We start from the raw sequence: 22,964 nt of genomic DNA, 5'->3' as shown, positions 1-22,964 counted from the left end.
AGTCACTTAAATAATAGCACGTAAGAGCATATTTGTAAAGGAATCTCCAATTTTTTATCAAAAAGAGTACATGATTACAAAGTATCTGTAATCATGTACCAATATTTGTTATTTTACAATCTTCCAATTACTCCCGTTCTTTTCAAGTACCAAATCAAATTGAGATACCTGCGTTGCTTTGGTCTGCTGGTCGATATACTCCACTGTCAGCGATACCGTGACTTGATTATCCTTACGATTGTGAATAGGATTTACCAGTTCTTGAAAGATGTACTCTTTTCCGATTGGTTTTAATATCCCGTCATTCACATAGTAGGAAAGTTCACTGGCTGTCGCTGTAGGATAGAGCTTGAAGAACGTCGTTAAAAACTCATTGATTTCATTGGTTGTAATGGAATCAACCGTCCCCTCACTTTCAATGGCTTTTGGTTTATAACTTGATTTCTTAGGTATGTTGGTAATGGTCGGATTCTTAACCAGTACCATATTTCCAGAACCATCTACATAGACACTCACTATATAAGCAGAGTGGACGGTCTTTGTATTTTCTCCCTCTGTAATGAGCTGGTCTACACTGTAGGTTACATTAAACTCATTGTCGCCAGTTGGCTCTACCGTCCATATCTGAAATCCTCTTACAGAAGACGATACAGGAATATCTTTGCGTACTGTATCAACATTGAGAGCTTGAAGTTCATCTGTCAGATAGCCTTTTAGACTTTCCATTCGATTATCAATGGACTTATCGGATTGCTCCCATGAATAGTAGACTTTCGCAAAGTTCTCTACAAAATTTTCTACATGATGAGTATCAACGTATTCCTTTTCTATGATAGTTGTTTCGTGAATAGTATGAGTATCTATAGCTGTAAAGTGCTTGAATATCGCAAAGCTGAAACTAAGCCCTAAAAGTACCCACAAGGCAATCACAACCTTTTTATGAGGATTGACCTTATAGACACGAGGTTTCTTTTCCTTTGGTATCTGTTTTTCTTTATTCTGATTTTTTCTAAATTTCATCATTAAATCTTCCTTTCTCATTGTTTGATTCGTCCTGCTCCCACTAAATGCTGTTGCCAGTAGGGGCTTGTTAAGTCGGCATAACCGATTGGGTCGCCTGCATGAAACATACGGTTATTGCCAAGGTATATCCCAACATGAGTAATATAAGAGCCAGCGTTATAGGTAGAATGAAAGAAAACCAAATCGCCAGCTTGTGCTTCCGATAGTGGGATATGCTGGGTCACATCATATTGCTGTTGTGCGGTTCGTGGTAAGTTAATTCCAGCTTTTCCATACGTCCATTGTGTCAGTCCGCTACAATCAAAAGAAGTAGTCGGGGAAGCTCCACCGTAAACGTATCGCCAGCCCTCATATTTCAGTGCTTCGTCCATGATGGCTTGTACCGTATCATCATCAAACTCTGTTGTGACAAGATACTGCGTTACCAGTTGCACATAAAACATATTGCCATAGTTGTATCGCCAGCCCCCATTGATAGGTATGGCTATGGGATTGGGGTAAGACACTTTTTCGCCACCTGAATACTCTTTTGAGAAACTTTGAGCCAGTTCAAAGGTATATTTATTTCCACGATTAGCCACATACCCTAAGAAACCACCACCATAATTGTAGGACTGGATAACCGATTCTAAATCTACACTGAGCCTTTCGCTACTGGCTAATAATTCACTGAAATACTTCACACCTTGCTTAATGGATTCTTCTGTACTCAATGAATTAGGTGGAAGACCGAGGGATTCCGAGGACTGCATAACATCTTCCGCAGTACCGCCCGATTCCACCTGTATAATCGCAAGAAGTATGTTGACATATTCTTCAACGCCATATTCTTTGGCATATTTTTCTACCATAGGCTTATGAGCCAGCACTTCTGCGGAAACATTCACACCTCCATAATGAATATTGGAAATTCCGCTGTCCTGTTCATCTGAAAATAAAATGGCAACAAACAGAAGCAGTGAGAAGACCATCAAGAATAATCCAGAACCACCAATCACTAAAGTTTTCAACTTCATGGTTTCTTACCGACTTTCTTAATGGTGGCGGTTTTGATTGGTGGTCTACTTCTTGTATTTTGTAGTGGTACTCTTTGAACAGTAGACGGACGTTCTTTTGTGATTGGACGTTGTGAAGTTCTATCTGCTGTAGTGGTTGAAGTTGCTGGCTTTTGAACGGTTTTTTCTTGAACGGTATTGCCTTGGCGTTCCACTTTTGGACTTGAAAAATCGGACTTAACTGCTGGACGCTCTTGTTTGGCTTGTTGAGATTCCTTATATGAAGTCTGAATATTAGACTGTTTTGAGGTCTGTTCATCATGATATTGTTCTTGTCTTGTAGTCGGTCTTTCATGAACAGAAGAAGCAGGCTGTTTTTTCTGTTTGACCTGTTCCATTTCAGAGCGACGCTTCGCAATGGTTTTTCGCCTTTGTTCCTGCTGTTCCTTGCGTCCACTGGCTCTGTCCGCTTTGGTTTGAGAAATACTACTGGTTAAATCACGGACATTCTCTTTTACTTTGGATTTTCCTTGATATACTGCATATCTTGCATTGGTCGGCAAATCTTTAACCTGTTCTTTCAAACCACTAGCAGTGTCTACCATTCTGTCTTTGGTATCAGCTACTGTACCGATGGTTTGACCGATACGTTTTCCAAGTGTTGATTTTTCCTTTCCGTCTGGTCGGGAGTGATCTGCTTGTGTCCTTGCAGAACTCCCCGAACCCGACTGTCCTTTTTTACCTGTAACAATGGCAGACCCAGCCCCTAGAGTAGTCATGGAACGTCCAAGTTTCCGCTGTAGACGGTGCATGTGAGCGTGCATAAGCATACGAGGTTTTCTCATCACACGACTTCCCACACTTTGAGAATCGTTACTCTGTAGAGAAAACATACTCATTAAATCGCCCAGCTTGAAGTAGATTCCTGCAAAGGTCACAATCTGTAGAAAAGCAATCAAAAAGAACGGATAACCAGCCGATAAGGTATAGAGCATGGTTGAAATACTAAATGCTGTCGTAATAATCAATGTGATTCCAGCTCGTGTCAAAATGGTATTAAAGAGCTTTGTTATGGCTCGTTTTGACATACCATCAAATGATGGAATCATGCTTAAAATAAAGCTCACAGGCAGAAACATAGCATAGATGATAAAAAGTACCTGCGAGAAAATCATGATTCCTGTTAATAGGAATACAAATATGGAAATCCCAATATTGAAGACAAATAGGAAGAAGACTGTACCTAAACGGTTAATGGTCTTTGTAATGGTTAGATTGGTATTGCTTCTGTCTTCAATTTCTTCCGCAACAATTTTTTCTCTGTCTTCGCCATTGTTGGAATCTGGGCTGGTGGAGAGCAGGCTTTCCACACGGTCAATACCGATACTTTCAATGTCTGAACTGTTGTATTGAAGCAGTAGCCACGGTTGCTGAACCTGTATGGAAAACAGGCTATCTCTGATTAAGTCCACGCTGTCCTTGCCTTGACTATCGGAATGGGGCATGACAATCTTCGTGCCAAGTGATAAACTGGCATTACTGATGTCTGATGAAAAGTCATTGATTTTTTTAATGTAGTCGGGAGCGTAGGCAATAAAGGAAGCCGATAGGATAAACACCAGCACAAAATTCATAATGGCATGAATTGCCTTTGTGGTTTCTCTCTTTATCAGTCCCGTATAGGCAACATAAACCCCAAGAACCAAAATCAAGAGTAAGAGGAATCCAACATAGAAACCCTCTGTTGAAAATCCGTTTGCACTCACACCAGCTAAGGTCTGCATATTCTTACCAATGGAATCTGCTGTAGCGGAAATGAAGTCTAAGGAATAGGCTTCCTGTACTAAGTAACCTGTCGCATTGGAAACATACAAACTGATTGTCCAAATAAAATTGGTAATGGCATATAGTCCATACATGACCTGTTTTCCAATCCCGTCCGACCAGTTCCACGGAAGCCAGCCCCAGCTATTATCCACATAAAAATCCAGTTGATAGTTTTCAAGTGGGTATCGGCTGTATTCATTTGCCACATTGACCGTATCATCTACCAAGCCCGCAGCTTGAACCACCGTTCCCAGCATGGCTAAAAGAAAAATGGCAATCACAAGTGTGAAAGCCACTGTCATTGCCACTTTACCTAGACGTTTCAGCGTCCAGTTTGATTTTATTCTGTTTACTATTGATGGTTTCACATTTACACCTCTTTTCGCACAGGTGGTCTGGTATCAAAGGCATGGAGCAGTTCTTCAAATACAGGGTGGAACTGTATCACACCGACACGACCATATAAATCACTGATAAGGCATTGCCCGTTTTCCAAATCACGCAATCGCTTCTGATTGTTTTCGTCCTCTGGGTCTACACCAAAAAAGGCTAAGGTCTTTTTAATCTCGTTAAGGTCAGTGGAACGAAATGCAAATTTTAAGCCGAGGTTATTTTTCAGTTTTTCATCTAAGAGGTCGTCTGTATTTTGGGTCACGAAATATACCCCAGCGTTCATAGCACGACCAGCCCGAACCAGCTTCATAGATAGTGTTTTTCCTTGTGCTACCTGTAAAAAGCTCCATGCTTCGTCTAAATCTACAATCTTGAAAATGCTTCGGTCTGTATGGATAAAGTCTAAAGCAAAGGTACTAATGACAATCAGCATAGCAACGGATAAAAGCTCCATAGTGGTATATTCCTCAAAGGAAGTTTCCTTGTCGGGAAGTACCAAGTCCGCAACCTGTATAATGTTCAGTTGTTTTTCTAAGCTGATAGACTGCTCCACATAACCATTACTGAATAATAAATGTGCAAAGTCATAGTCTGTAAAACTTTCGATATGGTCGGCTATACTGGTACTTAGTGGCGTATTCTCAACCCGTAATTCCTCAATCACTTTCATCAACCCTCGTACTTCACTATTGGTTACTGCACGAATGGCTTTTCTAAGGATTGGGAAGCGTTCCCCATCACGAGAGGAAATCCCCGTAAGGAATGTCAGAATATCAATAGCCAGTGATTCAGAATCTTTGGGATTTTTCATAATCACATAAGGGTCAAGTAAGCCTTTGTTTTTCTCATCAGAAGTCAGAGTGACGATATTGATTTCATGGGAAATCTCTGGCAAGGTTTCTTTCCATCTGCCACGTTCTGCTTTTGGGTCTACAATCACTGCTTGTGCCCCATAAAGCACCGCATAATAGACGATAAGGTTATTCGCAAAGGATTTACCACCACCCAGCGAACCAACAAAAGCCGACGCTAACGCATTGGTTACTGAACCCTTAACCCCTTGACTGGCAAGAGCAGGTTTCAGATAGACATTGCGTCCAGTATCTAAGCTGTAGCCAACATAAATCCCCTCATTTTCCCCCAGCATTTGAGTAGCACCAAAACCTAAACCAGCGAGGAAATCAGAGGTCACGTATTGAATATAATCATTCATATAACGCTTGCTGGCAGGTAAAAATTCTTCATGTAAGCCGAGCATATCCCCAAATGGTCGTACCAGTTTTACGCTTAAATCGTCATAAAAATCTTTCACTTCATTACAACGACGTTTGAGTTCGTCAAGATCATTTGCTGATACCCTTACCACATAAGACAGCTTGTACATAGATTCCTTGCTTTGGTCTAAATTGGTTTCCAGCTCATTCACACTTTCCAGAGCTTCCGCCACATTGGAGCTGGTTTCATTATCACTTTGCCAAGCGTGGTTATCCAAGTCTTTCAGTTCTTTCTTTTTATTGCGGACAGTAGATAGGGCTTTACGATTCGCTACAATTTCCACATTCATTGACGTATCAATCGGGAATGTAAATTGCTGTTGCTGGTAGTAGAAGATTTCAGAGGACGGGAAGTCCAGTTCTCCGACAATGCTGTTAATGGTAAAGTAAGCTACATAGACGGTTTCATCTTCCTGCTGGATTTTCAAATATCGCTGTTTTTCTTCCACCAAACAGCGAGTAGGCTTAATCAAGTCATAGTATTTAATCAGCGTTTCATTATCCAGCTTTTTCTTTGATAGATGGTACTCATACTCTTCATAGGCAGTGCCTGTCTGTCCGTAAAGGTGTTCAATCAGATAGCCGAAGTCGTCCTTATCTAACCTGCGGATTTTGAAACGACGAGAGATTTTATTTTCTAAGAGCTTTTCCATCTTCTGAAAACGCAGGATTTCATCATTACTCATACTAACAAAATCGCCCATCAGCTTATGGTTCACATCATAGACAAAATCAGACAAAGCATTTTTTGCTTCAACGGTAAGACTTTTCATAGAAAACTCCTGATCGTTGAGAAGCAACTTAAAGCCGATAAAGAAACGGTAGTTCACTTGATTTTCGCCAATCATGGATATTAAAGCGTCTGTCTGTTGGTCGATTTTGTCATAGGCAACCGCTTTGAGCTTGCCAGTGACTTCATTTTTGGAACGCTCTTGTGCAGAACGTATGCTGGATTCTGTACTGATTTGTAAAGCATGAATTTTGCCATCACGATTTTGTGCGATAAGCTGTCTGAAAGAATCATGCACTTGTATTTTCTGTTCTGGACTTAGAAATGAGTAATTGTAAGGAACAAGCTCATAGTAAGCATAACATTCCCCGTCTTTATTCCAGACGAGATTGTTTTCAATGTATTTAATTGGATATGCCATAAAATTCACTCCTAACTGCTGTAATGGCTTCTTGTGGCTGGTTTCTGCCAAGCGTTACTTTTTTTCCTGCATAGGTCAGCTTTGGTCGCAGTGCATAAGCAATGACAGACTTCAAAAATCCATAAGGCTTTTTACCATCAAAAGTTTTTGTAGACATAAACCATGTGAAAGCCACAGGAATCCCAAAGTATTTGAGAAATGCTCCCTCTATCATGGAAAGAGGGGGCAAGTTGCCAAGTATCATCACTGCAAAGAGTGACACGACAAACCATGTCATTTGCGTAAAGGTTATGGGAAACGGAAGTCTAAAATCATTGATAGAATACAGTACCTTTTCCACAGACCAGATACTGGTATAGCTTCGTATTTTCTTCATGTAATCAATCCTTTCATAAAAAATAGGGGTAGCTGATTGAGCCACCCCGTAAAATAGAAAATCTGCCAGTAGTAATGTACCGACAGATTTAATAGACGATTTCAAAAATCCCATGATTGGTTGAGATAAACGTTCCTGAAAGGTCTAAATCCCGACCATAGGCTTGATAATCAATATAGTTTTGAAGACTAGCTGGTACTTCGCCTAAAGCACCCGTTTCTTCAATGTAGTAGCGTGCCACGTCATACATATCATCACAATCGGAATGAATGATAATATCCTCTTGATGTTCGCTTAGTTCTTCAATGCTTGAAAAATGAGTGAGCAGAGCAGATAGCTCCGATTGTAATTCTTCGGGTAATTCCGATACCATTTCCCATAGTCGATTGAGTTCGCCAATGGAAGTGTATTCGTCAACCGTAAAGGGTAACTCGTAGTCATGAATGGCGTATTCCTCATATTCATCATTCAAGCCGATTTTCTCTTTGACTTCCTCAAAGTCAATGGGAAAGGTAAACCACGCACCGACCAATTCGCCCTCATTGTATTTGCCTAAATTCGCAATATAGACTTGCATATCGTCCATATATTCACGTCCTTTCTTTGTAGAGATTCAAAAATCCCTACCGCACTTCGTTTGGTGTACCATTCCTTTGCGGAACATAAGAAAACCACTTATATTCCACAAAAGAACGGTTTTATTTAAGCACCAATAATGCGATTGAATAGCTCTAGTAAAATGTCTTTTACTCCAGCAGCGTTGAAGACTAAGCCAACCGCAATAATCGCAATAATTAAAAAGCCAATCAGTTTGCTAAACTCACGCTTGAAGCCAAGATACAAGCCAATCACAACGATTGCTAAAAGCACCAGTGATTGAGCGTTTGATAGAAACCAGTTATAAAGGTTTTGTCCAAAATTCATAAAAATGTTCTCCTCTCTATATTCAATGAATTTGTATTTGAGTTATTTTTTTGTTGTTATCACGTCCTGTTCTTTTACTGACTGTTGCTTCAAAATCTGCTTGTGTCGGTCTGTCAGTTTCGCATGGTCGAGAATGTCTTTTACAACCTGCGTCTGGTTGATTTCATCAAGTTTAATCGCAACCTTTAAGGTCGGGGCAACTTGATGAGATAGCCAGTTCAGCGTCCTTTGGAAGGAGTAAGGCTCTGGTTTTGTGGTTAGTTTTAATCGTTCACGATTGTTCCCAATAAACCAAGCCCATTCTTCATTCAGTTTCCAATCAGAACGAGGTTTGGAATCGTCTTTATCTACAAAACGGATATACCGATTGATAATTTTAAAGGCGGTATGCTCTGGATTGTCATAGACGAGTAAATCACGGACTGCATAATAGGCACGCTCATTTTTCAATCGAATCTCAAAACGGTTTTTTACTTCTGCGTCTTCAATGGGAATATCATTTTTCTTGTACTGCTCGTAGTCCTTTTCATAGATACAGAAATAAACTTCACTTTGTAATGAACCGATATAGAGGGTGTTTCCCATACATTCCTTTTCCTCTTTGCGTACCAGTTCGCCACTGCGATAGCTTTTAAAACTGCGGAAGACGGAGATACATTCTTCCTGTTGGCACTTTTCAGTGAGTACAGGGATATTTAAAATCCCTGTCTTATCGTTAATGGCAAGGTCAAGGCGTTTCATCACACCGCCAGCCACCAAAACGTCCATAAAGAACTCATACCAGCTTCTTTGTTGTGCCAGAAGATAGCTTTCAAATTGTCTGCACCCACGACCTTTCAATTCCACCAGAACTCCTTTGTCCAGTTCATGGGAGCAAAGGACGAATATGTCGCCTAAAGCATAATGCTCTGAATAAGAATAGAAACCATAGTCCTCATGAAGAAAATAGGACAGTTTCAGTTGTAAGATGTTTTCGACCACCTGCTGTACGTCTGTTGTCGGAAAGCGAATTCTTACATAATCAAACAGCATTTCAAGGGGAGCGTCGGGATTGAAGCGTTCCAGAGCTTCCCAAAGGGACTGCTGTAAATCCTCTGATGGCTTGACTTTTCCTGTTTCAATATCGCTTAGATACTGCCTTGTAATACCAGTCGCAACAGCTAAACGGTTTTGAGATAGTCCATAAGCCAAGCGTTTTTCTTTTAAATGCTGTAACCAAGTTTGTTCATTCAGTAAAAATCCCTCCAATCAAAAAGGCGTATGTCAACTTTTAAAGCCCATTTGACATACGCTGAAATTTTGTAAATCCCTTGTAACCAAAGGATTTTCTAATGTTTTTTTGACTGTTTCCTGTCGATTTGTACCCCCCTGTTAGATACGGGGGGTTAAGTGCTGGCGTGGCTATTGCCACACCAGCCAGCAAGATCAGTCCACACCTGCGACTTCCGCTTCGCACGTCGCCTGCGTGGACTGTCTGCTGTTGGATAACTTTTTAATTTCCTCCAAGAAATCATATCCTTTTGGTACAAGGGGAGTATAAAACTCTGATATGACACTTGTTCCTACATCAACATAGCCACGACCTTTGATTCGCTTTAAGAAGAAATCCTTTTGTACGTCACTGCCAAACATCATGCCATAGCCCATTTCAGACATACGACCTAAAGCCACTCTGAAATTAAACTGATCACGGATTCCGTCGCCTAAATATTTTGCGTCTGGACGTTGACAAGCCAGTATTAGAAAGAAGCCAGCTTGACGACCTAACATGACAATCTGTTTCAGCTTATTCATAACTGCGGTGTTTTCTTTTGTTCCCAGCATTTCCATGAAAGCGACGTATTCATCAAAGATTAAGAAGTGTGCCGGGAGACCTAAGTAAGCATAATTTTTGCCAGTCTTATAGTTCTTCATCTGCTTCATTTCCTCACTACGTTTCATCATTTCTTCATAGAATGTTTCAATGCAAGAAAGCAAGTCTTCTTTTCTATAGTAGACATTTGCCATCACAGAACCTAAGTCCGCAAGATCAGCATTTTTCGGGTCAAGAATATACAGTTTTGAATCTGTATGAAGCAAGGCTTCAATCAGTGTCAGTATAAAGTAAGTTTTACCGCCACCTGTACCACCAGCAATCAACATATGAGGGAGCTTATCATATTCCCACCATACGTTTTTCATTAAGCGAAGTTTACCATCTTTAGCTTCTACTTCATCAATAGAAATACGACTGGCTATGGTGTCATAGAGCAAAGTATATTCCACATAGGAATCCTTTAACTCTTTATCCGTCAGCTCACAGTACAAGCCACTCTCTAATTTCTTTTCCAAGTGTAAGAGTTGGTCTTGATATTTTCCCAGCGTGATTTCCACCCGTATCTGTATCAAGCCATTTTTAAGTCGATAATACATTTTAGGGAAGTAGGTTATCTTTTCCTTTGTACGACCAGCACTATCTTTAAAGAAACCCTCTGTTTTGACCTGTTCAGATTCATACCACTTGTTTTCAAGTATCATCTTTGCCAGTTTTTGACGGTGGTAAAGTTGTTTAACCGTATCATAGCGAACCCGTTTGAATACAAACGCTACCAGCAAGCAGATAAGAATTGCGACACTGAAACTGATAATTAAATAGGGAATGTCAATCTTATCTGCTTGTGATAGGTTAAAATCCTGCCAGTTGATCTGCTGGATTGTCTTCACATGAAACAGTCCGACAACCAGCAGGAAAACAGGCAGGAGTGACGCTATCGTAAAATGAAAGACTAAATCTTTACCAGATGGGCGAATCCTTTTACCACGCTGTTTCATGCGAAAAAGTCTCCTTTCTACCTAGCGACTATTTGTCTTGTGTCGGTTCTTTCTTTGCTTGTGGTTGAGCTTTGAATGAACTAGAATCCTTTGTCAGCACAATATCGTCTGCCTTGATATACCAGTCAACATCTGCTCCTTGATAGGTGGCAGTAGCAACGGTGTCCGCAATGGGATTGATAAGTTCCACCCGTGCGTTATAATCAAACTCTTTCAAAGGCACGCTGGCAGGAATACTTACTTGAATCATGCGTCCTTGTCCTTTGGATTTTAAGTCATAGGTACGTTCCTTGATTTCATCTGAAACCGACCCGTCTTCATTTTGGATTCTCACTTCACGACGTAGAGCAGAGAATTTCAATTCTCCAAAAGTCGTGTCTTTATCTAATACAATGCCATTTGCTAATCTCATCATTTTTCCTCTCTTTCTTTATTCTTTTATCATGTCGTCAGCATGTAAAAGGTAATTTGTAAAACCACGAGTGCCGATTTTGTAGCCCTCTGCGGTAATACGTGGATTGACTAACTTCACACGTTCCTCAAAGCCGAAATGTTTTTCGCCAGCTTCAGCAGGAAGCACCACCACAATATCATCTGCTCTTTGAACATCAGAATAGAGATTATAGCTTCTTGATAAGACAGTTAGCCGTCCGTTGATTCTTCGCTGAACGACTTTATCCTCGCCAGCAAATTCTAAATTGCCGAATGTTTTTTCCATGTTGGGAATCACAAATTTAAGTTCCATATTTTTACCTATCCTTTCTTTTTTATTGGCTGAATGAATGTTTGATGGTCTTAAAGAGTGGGGAACGACCTTTTGATTCTTGATTTTTTGTTTTCATAAGTTCACTTCCTTTCAAAATCGGGTAAAAAAATAGACACCTCATTTTTTGAAGTGTCTACCTATTAAATATTCAAATTTTATTGGAAGTATCTTTATATCTTCACTTTTCAAGGATAAATCGTCGTATCAAAGCTCATTCATAAGTAGTAAATTAGTAGTAAATTGAGTGGTTTTGACCTTGATAAAGTGTGATAAGTCCAGTTTTTATGCGGATAACTAGATTTTTATGCTATTTTTATTATAAACATATCATTAAAAAAAGAAAACCAGTGAAATTCACTGGTTTTTAGTCTACATAATGAATTGTAATGAAACGATTTCTTCCTTCGCCCTGAGACTCAGTACTTAAATGTTCCATTTCTGCAATAGCCTGATGCATGATTTTTCTTTCATCAGCTGGAAGAGGATCAAGTGCAACATCGATATGTGTTCTTTGTACCTGCTTACCAAATCTCTTGGCCATAGCTAATACTTTCTTATAACGGTTTTCTTTATAGCCGTTGATATCAAGACTCACTTCAATTCTTTCTTTAAATGTAGTTGCAACTGCGTTTTTAGTAATAAAGTTTAATGTTCTTAAAATCACACCTGCTTTACCGATTAAGATTGAGTTATTGTCGGTATCAATATTGCAGTAGATGCGATCATCTTGTTTAAATGTCACGATTTCTACTTCAAATCCCATATCATTCAAGATTGTAGTGACATAGTCTTTGATATAATCTTCTACCATCTTTTCACTATAACATTCAATGACAACTTTCTTAGAGAATAAACCTCTTTTTTCATCGATGATGTTATATTTTAATTCTTCAGATGTTATCCCTAATTCTTCACATGCAACACGTTTTGCATCTTCTAATGTTTTTGCTTCAAATGTTTTCATGTTAATCACCTATCTGATGACATTAGCGTCTTTTTTCTCTTTTTCTTCTTTAGCATTCTCAATGAACTTAATCTGAATAAAGATTGTTCTAATGACTGTAATCACGTTTGTAGTGATCCAATAGAATGACATAGCTGTTGGCATAACCAAACCGAAATAAACGATCATGATAACCATCATGTAGTTCATCATCTTCATAGAACCCTGCTGAGAGCTTTCTTTGTAGTTTGGATTACGTTTAAGCATGAAATTGTTAATTTCAATAGCCGCAAACTGTGTTAAGGCCATGATCGCAATAATAACTGCGTATCCCCATAAACCTTTAGTGATCTGAGACATAGGTGTTACACCTAGGCTCAATCCAAATGCTTTTGCTGAATATAAGATCTTAACTCTCTGTACTGACTGCCACATTGCAATCATGATTGGCAATGATAAGAATGTAGCGAAACCACCAAACATTGAGACATTGTTCTTTTTGTATAGTGCCTGAATTTCAGCAGACATTCTCATCTGTGACTGTTGATCGTTCTTACCTTTATAACGATCCTGAATCTTCTGCATTTCTGGCTGAATAAGCTGCATCTTCTGCATTGAGACAGTTGATTTGATCATAATTGGTAAGATAATCAAGTTAATTAATACAGTCATACCAACAACGCCCCAAAGGACATTACCAGTAAGATTGTTTAATAAGATGATTCCTTTTGCGATAGGAATAACAAGAATAAAGTCAAATAATCCTGCACTTGGAGACCACTTTGTTGCTTCAGTGATAGCACGTGCTGGCAATAAGTGTCCTTTCGCATCAAGGTTATTTGCACATCCTGTTAAAACCAATACAAAAGCAAATAAGGCAAAAATCTTTAAATACTTCTTAGTGCGTACGTCTAATACCATTTACTTTTCCATCCTTTTTAATGTTTTTTTATATAAGGATATAAGAAGTTTCTTATTGTCTTCATAAGAACCATCAAGATACTTATTCCTTACTATAATAATATAGTCACAATTCTGATCAAAATCAAAGCCATCATGTACCATCATTCTGACCTGTCTCTTGATTTTATTTCTGACATGAGCTTTTCCTAATTTCTTAGACACAGAAATACCAACTCTTAGCGGAGAAGAAGATGGATCATAATAAAGAACAAATGCCTTATTGGCGACACTTTTTCTTTTTTTTATGATCTTTTCAAAATCCTGACTTTTCTTGACTCTTCTTGATTTTTCCATATTTTTTTAGAAAAAAAAGCCACAAAGTGGTGACTTTTTAAGCAGATAAAACTTTTCTTCCTTTTTTTCTACGTCTAGCAATTACTTTTCTTCCGCCAACTGTAGCCATTCTTGCTCTAAATCCATGAGTCTTTGCTCTTTTTCTTTTATTTGGCTGATATGTTCTTTTCATATTCACTTACCTCCGATTTTTTTAAATTACTTTATACTAAGCTAACATATGCTACCACATTATATTTGAAATCACTTTTCAAGTCAATAAAAATCCTAAAAAGATTCGGTAAGTAGGGCTTTTTTGGTCATAAATCACCACTTGTGCACAAGTTATTCATATATGAATTTGAATTGTTCACAGATGTGAATAAAGTTATTTTTTGCTTTTTTCTTGGGGATAATTATATGTGCATAACCTGTGAATAAGTATGTGCGCTAAAAAGTTACTCACAGTTATTCACAAATTTGTGGGTGTGCATATCTTAGTTATCCACAATTCACACTACAACACAAATATGTGCGTAACTTTCTTTATTCACATGAGGATACGCCAAAAATGGTGAATAAGTGTGTGAATATATTGTGGATAACTTTTTTTCATCTTCATTTTATTCACAAAATACATTATAATGTTGACGGAAAGAAGGTGAATTAATGAATCTTCAGGAAAATTGGTCACAATGCCTACCTAAGATTAAACCTCAGATTGACGATTCTGTCGTATTTGATTCTTTTATTCATGATCTCCAGGCTCGTACATATGAAGGAAATTCCATCATACTGACAACTCCTTTTGAATTTAATGTTGGTATCGTCGAAGAATACCTTCCTTTAATGGCTGAGATCTATAATAGCGAACACAATACACACTATGAGCTTAAGCTCCTTTCTGATTCGCAATTTGAAAAAGAATATAATAAAAAAGAACTTCAGGAAGAAGAAGAAATCCCTGAGTTCTCCGATAATCTCAATCCTGATTTTACCTTTGATAATTTCGTCGTCGGCAATTCCAACAGAATCGCCCAGAATGCATCGTTAGCTGTTGCCATGAAACCAGGTACAGCTTACAGTCCTCTTTTTATTTATAGTAATTCTGGTCTAGGAAAGACCCATCTTCTTAATGCGATTGGTAACTATATTAAAAAGAAAGATCCTAAAAAAATGGTTTTATATGCTTCAAGTGAGCAATTTGTTAATGATTATATTTCATCATTAGGAAATGGTACCATCAAGGAATTTAATTTACGTTATCGTAATATTGATACCTTATTAATTGATGATATCCAGTTTATCGCATCAAAAGAATCTTCTAGTGAGATGTTCTTTAACATCTTCAATAGTCTACAAAATGACAATAAACAGATTGTCATTACCAGCGATAAGCCACCTAAAGATCTAAAAGGGATGGAAAATAGACTTGTTTCTCGTTTTACAAACGGATTAACAGTCTCAATTGATACTCCTGAATTTGAAACTTCTAAAGCAATCCTTCAAAAGAAGCTAGAGATCGAAAAGGTGGATTATCCTATTAGTGAAGAAGTACTCGACTTTATTTCATCTCATTTTAATAGGGATGTAAGGGAACTAGAGGGATCTTTAAAAAGACTGCTTTTCTATAAGCTTGTATTTGGTCAATCTAAAGAATCCATTGATCTTGAATTTGCATTAGAAGCTTTCGCTGATAGCTATAAGACTGAAGAAACGAAAACTGTACAAAATGATCTAACAGTCGATGAAATTAAAAAATGTGTAGCGACATATTATAATTTAAGTGTTTCTCAGATTAATTCTAAATCACGTACATCCAATATTATTGTGGCAAGACATATTGCCATGTATCTTGTTAGAAACTTAATTTCAGATATGTCATTTATTCAGATTGGTAAAGAATTTGGTGGAAGAGATCATTCTACTGTCATGAAGGCATGTGATAAGGTAGAAAAAAATATGAAGAAGGATGCCATGTATAAAAAGGCTGTCCAGGAGATTAAAAAGAAATTAAGTTAGTCACAATTGTGCACAACTCATTCACAATTGAAATCCACTTTTTATTGTGAATAATTCGATAGATTTTAAGTTATGCACATTTGTGCACAATATTATTATAATTAATATAATAATATATATAAATAAAGGAGAAAAAAATGAAATTTGTAATTAAAAGAACTGTCTTGTTAAATGCATTATCTAAAGTATCACGAGCTGTATCTTTAAAAAGTCCACTTCCTGTATTGACAGGTATTAAATTTGAATTATTAGATGATGGATTAATTCTTACAGGTAGTGATAGTGATATTACTATTCAAACTAAAATTACTGATGATATTGAAATCATTGAAACAGGTGGCGTTGTTCTTTCTTCTAAATATATTTTAGAGATTATTAAGAAAATTGATTCTGATGATGTTCATATTTCAATCCTTGATGGAACATTAACAAGAATTGAAGGTTCTTCTTCTAAGTTTGATTTAAATGGAACACCAATCAATGATTATCCTCGTGTAGATATGAATACAGAAGGGATTCCTCTTCAGTTACGTGCTTTCTTATTAAAGACTGTTATTGAAAAAACTTCATTTGCGACTAGTGAAAAAGAAACTAGACCAGTACTTACTGGTGTTAATTTCCATGCTAAAGATGGAAAGATGGTTGCTATTGCAACAGATAGCTACCGTTTAGCTCAGAATGTCATTAATTTAGAAGATGAACAGTCATTTAATATTATTGTTCCTAAGAAATCATTAACTGAGATTTCTCGTATTATTGAAAAAGATGAAGAAATCAATGTCTTTGTAAGTGATCGTAAGATTCTCTTTGTTATTGATGATTTCTACATTCTATCTCGTTTAATTGATGGTACTTATCCTGATACATCACGTCTTATTTCTGATGCTTATGATTATTCTTTATCAGTAAATAGTTCTGTCTTATTAAGTGCCATTGATCGTGCTTCATTATTCTCAGTTGATTCTACTAATATTGTTACATTGAATATGAGTCCTAATCATGTTGTTCTTTCTTCATATTCTCAGGAAATTGGTTCTGTTGAAGAAGATCTTTCTGCTTCTTTCTATAAGGGAGAAGAATTAGAGATTTCATTTAGTGCAAGATATTTATCTGATGCGATTAAGTCAGTTGGTAGTGAAACTGTTAAAATCTTGTTTACTGGAACTATGAGACCTTTCATCATCAAAGATGTTGAAAGAGATGATAATATTCAAGTCGTTCTTCCAGTACGTTCTTATTAATAATTGAGGAGACAAATAAGGAGGTCATCTTCTTATTTGTCTCTATTTTTTGATTTAAGAGTTTTTTTGGATTTTCTATAGTAAAAATCCTATAGCCGTTTTCACTCTTATTTTCTTCATTTTTTACTGTTTTTATGATATAATATGAAAGATTAAGGTAAAAGGAGTGAAACTATGAAAGAGTTAGTTATTCATACAGAATATATCACTTTAGGGCAGGCATTAAAGCTTGCTGGTGCGACTTCGTCAGGTTTTGAATCGAAAGTAGTCATCACTGAGGGAGAAGTAAGTGTCAATGGTGAAGTGGAAACACGTCGTGGTAAGAAGCTTCGTGATGGTGATGTATTTACATACAATGGTGAATCCTATAAGGTGTCATGCTAATCAAGACGCTTCAATTGACTTCTTTTCGTAATTATAAAAAAGAGTCATTTCTGTTTGACCCTTTTATCAATATATTAATAGGGGATAATGCGCAAGGTAAAACGAATGTCCTGGAAGCTATTTATCTTCTTTCTTCAGGAAGAAGCTTTAAAGGTTCTTCTGAGGATATGATTTACTTTGATGATGAGTTCTCTATTGTAGAAGGGGAAGCTGTTTCTAATGCGATGCCTCTTCATCTTAAGATTGTACTTTCTTCCCAAGGGAAGAAGGCGATATTGAACAATAAGGATATTAAACGTTTAAGTGAGTATATCGGCTATTTGAATGTTATTCTTTTTCAGCCTGAAGACTTACTTTTGATAAAGGGGAACCCAAGCAAAAGAAGAAAGCTTATAGATCGTGAGCTATCAAAGATATCTCCGATCTATATGTATAACATCACGAAATACAATAAGCTGCTTAAGGAACGTAATGTCTACTTGAAGACATTGAAGTCTAAACATAAGAAAGCAGATCTTTATTTGGAAGTATTGAGTGAACAGATGGCTGAATTACAGGTAGATCTGATTCAAAGAAGAATTGCTTTTGTAGAGCTTCTTCATTCTTTTAGTTCTACTTTATATCAATATATTGCCAATGATGAATTGTTGATGATTGGATATGAAACACAGTATAAAAAGATTGATAAGGATACAATTTTAGCACGATATAAGGATCATTATGATCGAGATATTCGCTATGGAAAGACACAGGATGGTCTGCAAAGAGATGATCTGAAGATTACTCTTAATAAGAAAGATGCAACACAGTTTGCATCTCAAGGTCAGCAGCGTGCGATTGTGCTTTCTATCAAGATGGCCTTATTGGAAATTGTAAAGAAACAAGTAGGAGAATATCCAATTCTTCTGCTTGATGATGTTTTAAGTGAGCTTGACGATACGAGAAAGACGAAGCTTCTTAATTTAATTGATGGTAAAGTACAGACTTTTGTAACAACTACATCAATTGAAGGACTTCATCATTCTCTTATTGAGAAAGCTAAGAAAATAGAGATTGTAAATGGATCTATAAAGGAGGAGTCTTAATGGAAGACAATAAAGTCCAGCATAGTTATGGCGATTCTGATATTCAGGTCTTAGAGGGACTTGAAGCTGTCAGAAAAAGACCAGGTATGTATATTGGGACAACATCAGCGAGGGGTCTACATCATCTTGTATGGGAAATTGTAGATAACTCTATTGATGAAGCATTAGCCGGATACTGTACAAAGATTCGTGTCATTATGATGCCTGATGGTGTCATCAAGGTTGTCGATAATGGTCGAGGTATGCCTACCGGACATAATGCAAAAACAGGATTAAGTACAATTGAGACAATCTTCACTGTTCTCCATGCCGGAGGTAAATTTGGTGAAGGTGGATATAAAGTATCAGGTGGTCTTCACGGTGTAGGGGCTTCCGTTGTTAATGCCCTAAGTGAATGGCTGGAAGTTTATGTTCATCGTGATGGTCATATTTACTATCAGCGTTTTGAAAACGGTGGAGCTCCAGTAGATGAGTTAAGTATCGTTGGAGATTGTGATGATACTGGTACAACTGTTATGTTTAAAGCAGATGCTCAGATTTTCACTGAAACAACGACTTATGATTTTGAAACATTAAATCAGCGTATTAGAGAACTTGCATTCTTAAACAAAGGTTTAAGAATTGTTCTTGAAGATGAACGTGGAGAAGGGGAACCTGTCATTAAGGAATACCACTATGAAGGTGGATTAAGAGAATATGTTGCTTTCCTTAATGCATCTAAGACACCTCTTCATGATGAAATTATTGATTGTGAAGGTTCTGGTAAGTTTATTGAAGATGATGATGTTCAAGTAGAAATCGCTATTCAATACAATGATGGATATCAGCCTAATATTTATTCTTTCTGTAATAATATCAATACGCATGAAGGTGGTACTCATGAAGAAGGATTTAGAGCTGCCTTAACAAGAGTTATAAATAGTTTTGCAAGAAAGACAGGATTCTTGAAAGATAAAGATGATAATCTTTCCGGTGAAGACTGTCGTGAAGGATTAACTGCTATTATTTCAGTTAAGCATCCTGATCCTCAGTATGAAGGTCAGACAAAGACTAAATTAGGAAATGCGGAAGTACGTAGAATTACCAATAATGTATTCTCTAAAGCATTAGAAAAGTTCTTATTGGAAAACCCTGATGTCGCAAAAGTTATTCTTGATAAATGTTCATTAGCTTCTAGAGCGAGAATGGCTGCTAAGCGTGCAAGAGAAATGACAAGAAGAAAGACTGCTCTTGATATTTCTAACTTGCCAGGTAAGCTTGCGGATTGTTCTTCTAAGGATCCTAGTGAATGTGAAATCTTCATTGTCGAAGGGGACTCTGCCGGAGGAAGTGCCAAAACCGGTAGAGACAGAAGAACACAGGCTATCTTGCCTTTAAGAGGTAAGATTTTGAATGTGGAAAAGGCAAGACTAGAAAGAATTCTAGGCAATGCGGAAATCAGATCGATGATTACTGCATTTGGTACAGGAATTGGTGATGAATTTGATCTTGATAAATTAAGATATCACAAGATCGTTATCATGACCGATGCCGATGTCGATGGTGGTCATATCAGAATATTGATGTTGACATTCTTATATCGTTTCTTAAGACCACTTATTGAAGAAGGTTATGTCTATGCAGCACAGCCACCACTTTATTTATTAAGACACGGCAAGGAAGATCATTATTTATATAGTGATTATGAACTAGATAAACTTAGAGAAGAATTAGGACCTACTGCTAAATATTCTATTCAGCGTTACAAAGGTCTTGGTGAAATGAATGCTGAACAGTTATGGGATACAACAATGAATCCAGATAACCGTGTATTGCTTCAGATTAATCTTGATGATGCTATGCAGGCAGATCTTCTCTTTGATAAATTAATGGGTGAAAATGTAGAACCAAGAAGAGAGTTCATTAAAGAAAATGCAAAATATGTAGAAAATCTTGATATTTAAGAAAGGAATACTTTATGGAAGATCGTGGAATAAAGAATATAAATCTAACTAGTGAAATGAAAAAATCCTTTCTTGAATATGCAATGTCCGTTATCGTATCACGTGCATTGCCAGATGCAAGAGATGGATTAAAGCCAGTTCAAAGACGTATCATCCATGGGATGAACGAATTAGGCTGTTATAGTGATAAGCCATATAAGAAGTCTGCCAGAATTGTTGGGGACGTCATGGGGAAATATCACCCACATGGTGACTCTTCAATCTATGAAGCATTAGTAAGAATGGCACAGGACTTCTCTTATCGTTATATGCTTGTAGATGGACATGGTAACTTTGGTTCAATCGATGGCGATGGCGCAGCCGCTATGCGTTATACTGAATCAAGAATGTCTAAAATTTGTATGGAAATGGTTAGAGATATTAACAAGGAAACTGTAGATTTTGTCCCTAACTATGATGGAGAAGAAAAAGAACCTTCGGTTCTTCCTTCACGTATACCAAACTTACTTGTAAATGGTACAACTGGTATCGCCGTTGGTATGGCTACCAATATTCCTCCTCATAACTTAGGAGAAGTTATTGATGCGATTCTAGCGATATCAAAAAATCCAGATATCACAATTACTGAAATCATGGATAATTATCTTCCAGGACCTGACTTCCCAACTGGAGCCTATATTCTTGGAAGAAGTGCTATCAAGAAAGCCTATGAGACGGGTAATGGATTAATTACCATGCGTGCTAAATCTGATATTGAAGATATCGGAAATGGCAAGAAGGCGATTATTGTCACTGAGATTCCTTACATGGTCAATAAGGCAAGATTAATTGAAAAGATTGCAGAACATGTAAAGAATAAGAATATTGAAGGTATTACTGAATTAAGAGATGAAAGTGATAGAGAAGGTATTCGTGTTGTCATCGAATTAAGAAGAGATGTACAGCCTGAAGTCATCTTAAATCAGTTATATAAGTTAACTTCTTTACAGACTACTTTTGGTGTTAACACAATTGCACTTATCAATAATGAGCCTAAGACTTTAACATTAAAAGATTTAATTATGACATATCTTGAACATCAGGAAGATGTCATTAGAAGAAGAACACAGTTTGAATTAAAGAAAGCAGAAGATCGTGCTCATATCCTCGATGGATTAAATAGAGCTATCGATCAGATTGATGCGATTATTGAATTAATTCGTTCTTCTCGTACAACTGAAATCATTCAGCAGAGATTAATGAACGAATTTGATATGTCTGAAAGACAGGCTAAAGCTATTCGAGAAATGCAGCTACAGAGATTGGCTGGTTTGGAAAGAGAAAAGATTCAGAATGAATTGAATAGCTTACTTGAAACAATTGCGGACTTAAAGGATATTCTTGCCAACAAGGAAAGAATTATTGAAATTATCGATAATGAACTTCTTGAAATCAAGGCAAAATATGCGGATGAAAGACGTACTGAAATCATTCAGGGTACGTTTGATATTGAAGATGAAGATTTAATCCCAGTTGATGATATCATCATCTCACTTACTACAAACGGTTATGTTAAACGTATGCCAGTAGATACATACAAGGCGCAAAATAGAGGTGGAAAAGGTATCAAGGGTATGGCTACAAACAATGATGATGTTGTTGATAGCTTACTTAATATGTCCACTCATGACCACTTGTTGTTCTTTACAAACGCTGGTAAGGTTTATCGTCTAAAAGGATATAATATTCCTGAGTTTGGTAGAACAGCTAAAGGATTGCCTATTATCAATCTTTTAAATATGGATAAGGGTGAATCTATCAAGTCTATGATTTCAATCAAGAGCGATGAAGTCTCTGATGAAAACTTCTTATTCTTTGTAACTAAGAAGGGTATTGTCAAGAGAACACCACTTGCGGAATTTGAAAGAATCAGACAGACTGGTAAGATTGCAATTAGCTTAAAAGATGATGATGAATTAGTTGATGTTAAATTAACAGATGGTCATTCAGAAATTCTATTGGCAGCTGCCAATGGTAAAGCTATCCGTTTTGATGAACAGGATGTAAGAGCAATGGGAAGAAGTGCTTCCGGGGTTCGTGGTATGAATGTTGATGGCAGCAGTGTTATTGGCATGACTACTAATTCGGAAGGTGAAAAGATCATGATTGTTACTGCTAATGGTTATGGTAAGATGTCTTCTCTTGATGAATATCGTCTTGCTAAACGTGGTGGTAAAGGTGTTAAGACTGTTAATATTACCAACAAGAATGGACAGCTTGTCGCTTTAAGAGCGGTAAATGGTGATGAAGATCTTATGATCATGACAAGTGAAGGTATTATTATCAGATTGCCAATGGAACAGGTTAAATTTGCTGGTCGTGCAACACAGGGTGTAAGACTTATTCGTGTTGATGACGGTGCTACTGTTTCATCTATCTCAGTTGTAGAAAAGAATGAAGAGGAAGAAGAAAGTGCTGAATAACACTTTCTTTTTTGATATTACATTACTCTATACCCAACTATAGAAAAATGGTAATGTACATTTAGGATATTCTTCTTTATAGTGAATGTATTATGTAAAGGAGGAATT

General features: G+C 37.2%; 21 protein-coding genes. 6 read left to right on the top strand and 15 right to left on the bottom strand.

Features of this window, described 5'->3' with window-relative positions; all coding sequences use genetic code 11:
• Window positions 1-108 precede the first annotated feature (108 nt).
• The 15 genes from J6L95_RS06865 to rpmH form a co-directional block, all read right to left on the bottom strand.
• Window positions 109-1,041: a conjugal transfer protein gene (locus tag J6L95_RS06865; protein WP_001224319.1), complete on the bottom strand. Its 933-nt coding sequence runs from the start codon at window positions 1,039-1,041 to the stop codon at window positions 109-111.
• Window positions 1,038-2,039: a bifunctional lytic transglycosylase/C40 family peptidase gene (locus tag J6L95_RS06860; RefSeq protein WP_000769868.1), complete on the bottom strand. Its 1,002-nt coding sequence runs from the start codon at window positions 2,037-2,039 to the stop codon at window positions 1,038-1,040. Before J6L95_RS06860 ends, J6L95_RS06865 begins: the two co-directional genes overlap by 4 nt.
• A complete protein-coding gene (locus J6L95_RS06855) occupies window positions 2,036-4,213 on the bottom strand; it encodes a CD3337/EF1877 family mobilome membrane protein (protein WP_000804748.1) in 2,178 nt (725 codons plus the stop codon). The genes J6L95_RS06860 and J6L95_RS06855 overlap by 4 nt, the downstream gene beginning before the upstream one ends.
• 2 nt (window positions 4,214-4,215) lie before the next feature.
• Window positions 4,216-6,663 (bottom strand): conjugal transfer ATPase TcpF, encoded by a 2,448-nt coding sequence (gene tcpF, locus J6L95_RS06850; RefSeq protein ID WP_000331160.1) that lies wholly within the window; start codon window positions 6,661-6,663, stop codon window positions 4,216-4,218.
• Window positions 6,647-7,039, bottom strand: coding sequence for a conjugal transfer protein (locus J6L95_RS06845; protein ID WP_000723888.1), 393 nt, complete (start codon window positions 7,037-7,039; stop codon window positions 6,647-6,649). Before J6L95_RS06845 ends, tcpF begins: the two co-directional genes overlap by 17 nt.
• A gap of 88 nt (window positions 7,040-7,127) precedes the next feature.
• The gene (locus tag J6L95_RS06840) at window positions 7,128-7,625 is read right to left on the bottom strand and encodes an antirestriction protein ArdA (protein ID WP_000342539.1); all 498 of its coding nucleotides are present in this window, start codon (window positions 7,623-7,625) and stop codon (window positions 7,128-7,130) included.
• Window positions 7,626-7,741: 116 nt separating this feature from the next.
• Window positions 7,742-7,963, bottom strand: a complete 222-nt coding sequence (locus J6L95_RS06835) for a hypothetical protein (RefSeq protein WP_001009056.1) — start codon at window positions 7,961-7,963, stop codon at window positions 7,742-7,744.
• Between the two features lie 42 nt (window positions 7,964-8,005).
• Window positions 8,006-9,211: a MobT family relaxase gene (gene mobT, locus J6L95_RS06830; RefSeq protein ID WP_000398284.1), complete on the bottom strand. Its 1,206-nt coding sequence runs from the start codon at window positions 9,209-9,211 to the stop codon at window positions 8,006-8,008.
• A gap of 177 nt (window positions 9,212-9,388) precedes the next feature.
• The gene (locus J6L95_RS06820) at window positions 9,389-10,774 is read right to left on the bottom strand and encodes an FtsK/SpoIIIE domain-containing protein (RefSeq protein ID WP_000813488.1); all 1,386 of its coding nucleotides are present in this window, start codon (window positions 10,772-10,774) and stop codon (window positions 9,389-9,391) included.
• 28 nt (window positions 10,775-10,802) lie between these two features.
• A complete protein-coding gene (locus tag J6L95_RS06815) occupies window positions 10,803-11,189 on the bottom strand; it encodes a YdcP family protein (RefSeq protein ID WP_000985015.1) in 387 nt (128 codons plus the stop codon).
• 15 nt (window positions 11,190-11,204) lie between these two features.
• Window positions 11,205-11,519, bottom strand: a complete 315-nt coding sequence (locus J6L95_RS06810; RefSeq protein ID WP_000420682.1) for a YdcP family protein — start codon at window positions 11,517-11,519, stop codon at window positions 11,205-11,207.
• 385 nt (window positions 11,520-11,904) lie between these two features.
• Window positions 11,905-12,504, bottom strand: a complete 600-nt coding sequence (locus J6L95_RS06805; protein ID WP_074686262.1) for a Jag family protein — start codon at window positions 12,502-12,504, stop codon at window positions 11,905-11,907.
• Between the two features lie 9 nt (window positions 12,505-12,513).
• The gene (locus J6L95_RS06800) at window positions 12,514-13,404 is read right to left on the bottom strand and encodes a YidC/Oxa1 family membrane protein insertase (RefSeq protein WP_029072850.1); all 891 of its coding nucleotides are present in this window, start codon (window positions 13,402-13,404) and stop codon (window positions 12,514-12,516) included.
• Window positions 13,405-13,740 carry a ribonuclease P protein component gene (rnpA, locus tag J6L95_RS06795; RefSeq protein ID WP_029070839.1) on the bottom strand — a complete coding sequence of 112 codons (336 nt, stop codon included), beginning with the start codon at window positions 13,738-13,740 and terminating at the stop codon, window positions 13,405-13,407.
• A gap of 37 nt (window positions 13,741-13,777) precedes the next feature.
• On the bottom strand, window positions 13,778-13,912 hold the full coding sequence (gene rpmH / locus J6L95_RS06790) for a 50S ribosomal protein L34 (RefSeq protein ID WP_006504672.1): 135 nt from the start codon (window positions 13,910-13,912) through the stop codon (window positions 13,778-13,780).
• Between the two features lie 476 nt (window positions 13,913-14,388).
• Between rpmH and dnaA the strand changes: the two genes are divergently transcribed.
• The 6 genes from dnaA to gyrA all read left to right on the top strand — a co-directional run bounded on the left by dnaA (window position 14,389) and on the right by gyrA (window position 22,856).
• Complete coding sequence (gene dnaA, locus J6L95_RS06785) at window positions 14,389-15,741, top strand: chromosomal replication initiator protein DnaA (RefSeq protein WP_029070838.1); 1,353 nt, start codon at window positions 14,389-14,391, stop codon at window positions 15,739-15,741.
• A 137-nt stretch (window positions 15,742-15,878) separates the two neighbouring features.
• The gene (dnaN, locus tag J6L95_RS06780) at window positions 15,879-16,982 is read left to right on the top strand and encodes a DNA polymerase III subunit beta (RefSeq protein ID WP_287458569.1); all 1,104 of its coding nucleotides are present in this window, start codon (window positions 15,879-15,881) and stop codon (window positions 16,980-16,982) included.
• Window positions 16,983-17,156: 174 nt separating this feature from the next.
• Window positions 17,157-17,366 (top strand): RNA-binding S4 domain-containing protein, encoded by a 210-nt coding sequence (locus J6L95_RS06775; protein WP_029070836.1) that lies wholly within the window; start codon window positions 17,157-17,159, stop codon window positions 17,364-17,366.
• Window positions 17,360-18,451 (top strand): DNA replication/repair protein RecF, encoded by a 1,092-nt coding sequence (gene recF / locus J6L95_RS06770; protein ID WP_029072848.1) that lies wholly within the window; start codon window positions 17,360-17,362, stop codon window positions 18,449-18,451. Before J6L95_RS06775 ends, recF begins: the two co-directional genes overlap by 7 nt.
• Entirely contained in the window at window positions 18,451-20,394 is a 1,944-nt protein-coding gene (gene gyrB, locus J6L95_RS06765) for a DNA topoisomerase (ATP-hydrolyzing) subunit B (protein WP_029070834.1), read from the top strand. The genes recF and gyrB overlap by 1 nt, the downstream gene beginning before the upstream one ends.
• A gap of 14 nt (window positions 20,395-20,408) precedes the next feature.
• Window positions 20,409-22,856 carry a DNA gyrase subunit A gene (gene gyrA / locus J6L95_RS06760; protein WP_287458568.1) on the top strand — a complete coding sequence of 816 codons (2,448 nt, stop codon included), beginning with the start codon at window positions 20,409-20,411 and terminating at the stop codon, window positions 22,854-22,856.
• The last annotated feature ends 108 nt before the right edge of the window (window positions 22,857-22,964 follow it).

It is taken from the genome of Kandleria sp., assembly GCF_017934775.1.
Taxonomy (GTDB): domain Bacteria; phylum Bacillota_I; class Bacilli_A; order Erysipelotrichales; family Coprobacillaceae; genus Kandleria; species Kandleria vitulina.
This window is presented reverse-complemented; position numbering and strand designations above follow the sequence as displayed.

Bases quoted from the DNA above. Each gene is read 5' to 3' on its own strand.
- J6L95_RS06865 (WP_001224319.1), bottom strand. From the start codon at position 1,041: ATGAGAAAGGAAGATTTAATGATGAAATTTAGAAAAAATCAGAATAAA.
- J6L95_RS06860 (WP_000769868.1), bottom strand. From the start codon at position 2,039: ATGAAGTTGAAAACTTTAGTGATTGGTGGTTCTGGATTATTCTTGATG.
- tcpF (WP_000331160.1), bottom strand. From the start codon at position 6,663: ATGGCATATCCAATTAAATACATTGAAAACAATCTCGTCTGGAATAAA.
- J6L95_RS06845 (WP_000723888.1), bottom strand. From the start codon at position 7,039: ATGAAGAAAATACGAAGCTATACCAGTATCTGGTCTGTGGAAAAGGTA.
- J6L95_RS06840 (WP_000342539.1), bottom strand. From the start codon at position 7,625: ATGGACGATATGCAAGTCTATATTGCGAATTTAGGCAAATACAATGAG.
- J6L95_RS06835 (WP_001009056.1), bottom strand. From the start codon at position 7,963: ATGAATTTTGGACAAAACCTTTATAACTGGTTTCTATCAAACGCTCAA.
- J6L95_RS06820 (WP_000813488.1), bottom strand. From the start codon at position 10,774: ATGAAACAGCGTGGTAAAAGGATTCGCCCATCTGGTAAAGATTTAGTC.
- J6L95_RS06815 (WP_000985015.1), bottom strand. From the start codon at position 11,189: ATGATGAGATTAGCAAATGGCATTGTATTAGATAAAGACACGACTTTT.
- J6L95_RS06810 (WP_000420682.1), bottom strand. From the start codon at position 11,519: ATGGAACTTAAATTTGTGATTCCCAACATGGAAAAAACATTCGGCAAT.
- J6L95_RS06805 (WP_074686262.1), bottom strand. From the start codon at position 12,504: ATGAAAACATTTGAAGCAAAAACATTAGAAGATGCAAAACGTGTTGCA.
- J6L95_RS06800 (WP_029072850.1), bottom strand. From the start codon at position 13,404: ATGGTATTAGACGTACGCACTAAGAAGTATTTAAAGATTTTTGCCTTA.
- rnpA (WP_029070839.1), bottom strand. From the start codon at position 13,740: ATGGAAAAATCAAGAAGAGTCAAGAAAAGTCAGGATTTTGAAAAGATC.
- rpmH (WP_006504672.1), bottom strand. From the start codon at position 13,912: ATGAAAAGAACATATCAGCCAAATAAAAGAAAAAGAGCAAAGACTCAT.
- dnaA (WP_029070838.1), top strand. From the start codon at position 14,389: ATGAATCTTCAGGAAAATTGGTCACAATGCCTACCTAAGATTAAACCT.
- dnaN (WP_287458569.1), top strand. From the start codon at position 15,879: ATGAAATTTGTAATTAAAAGAACTGTCTTGTTAAATGCATTATCTAAA.
- J6L95_RS06775 (WP_029070836.1), top strand. From the start codon at position 17,157: ATGAAAGAGTTAGTTATTCATACAGAATATATCACTTTAGGGCAGGCA.
- recF (WP_029072848.1), top strand. From the start codon at position 17,360: ATGCTAATCAAGACGCTTCAATTGACTTCTTTTCGTAATTATAAAAAA.
- gyrB (WP_029070834.1), top strand. From the start codon at position 18,451: ATGGAAGACAATAAAGTCCAGCATAGTTATGGCGATTCTGATATTCAG.
- gyrA (WP_287458568.1), top strand. From the start codon at position 20,409: ATGGAAGATCGTGGAATAAAGAATATAAATCTAACTAGTGAAATGAAA.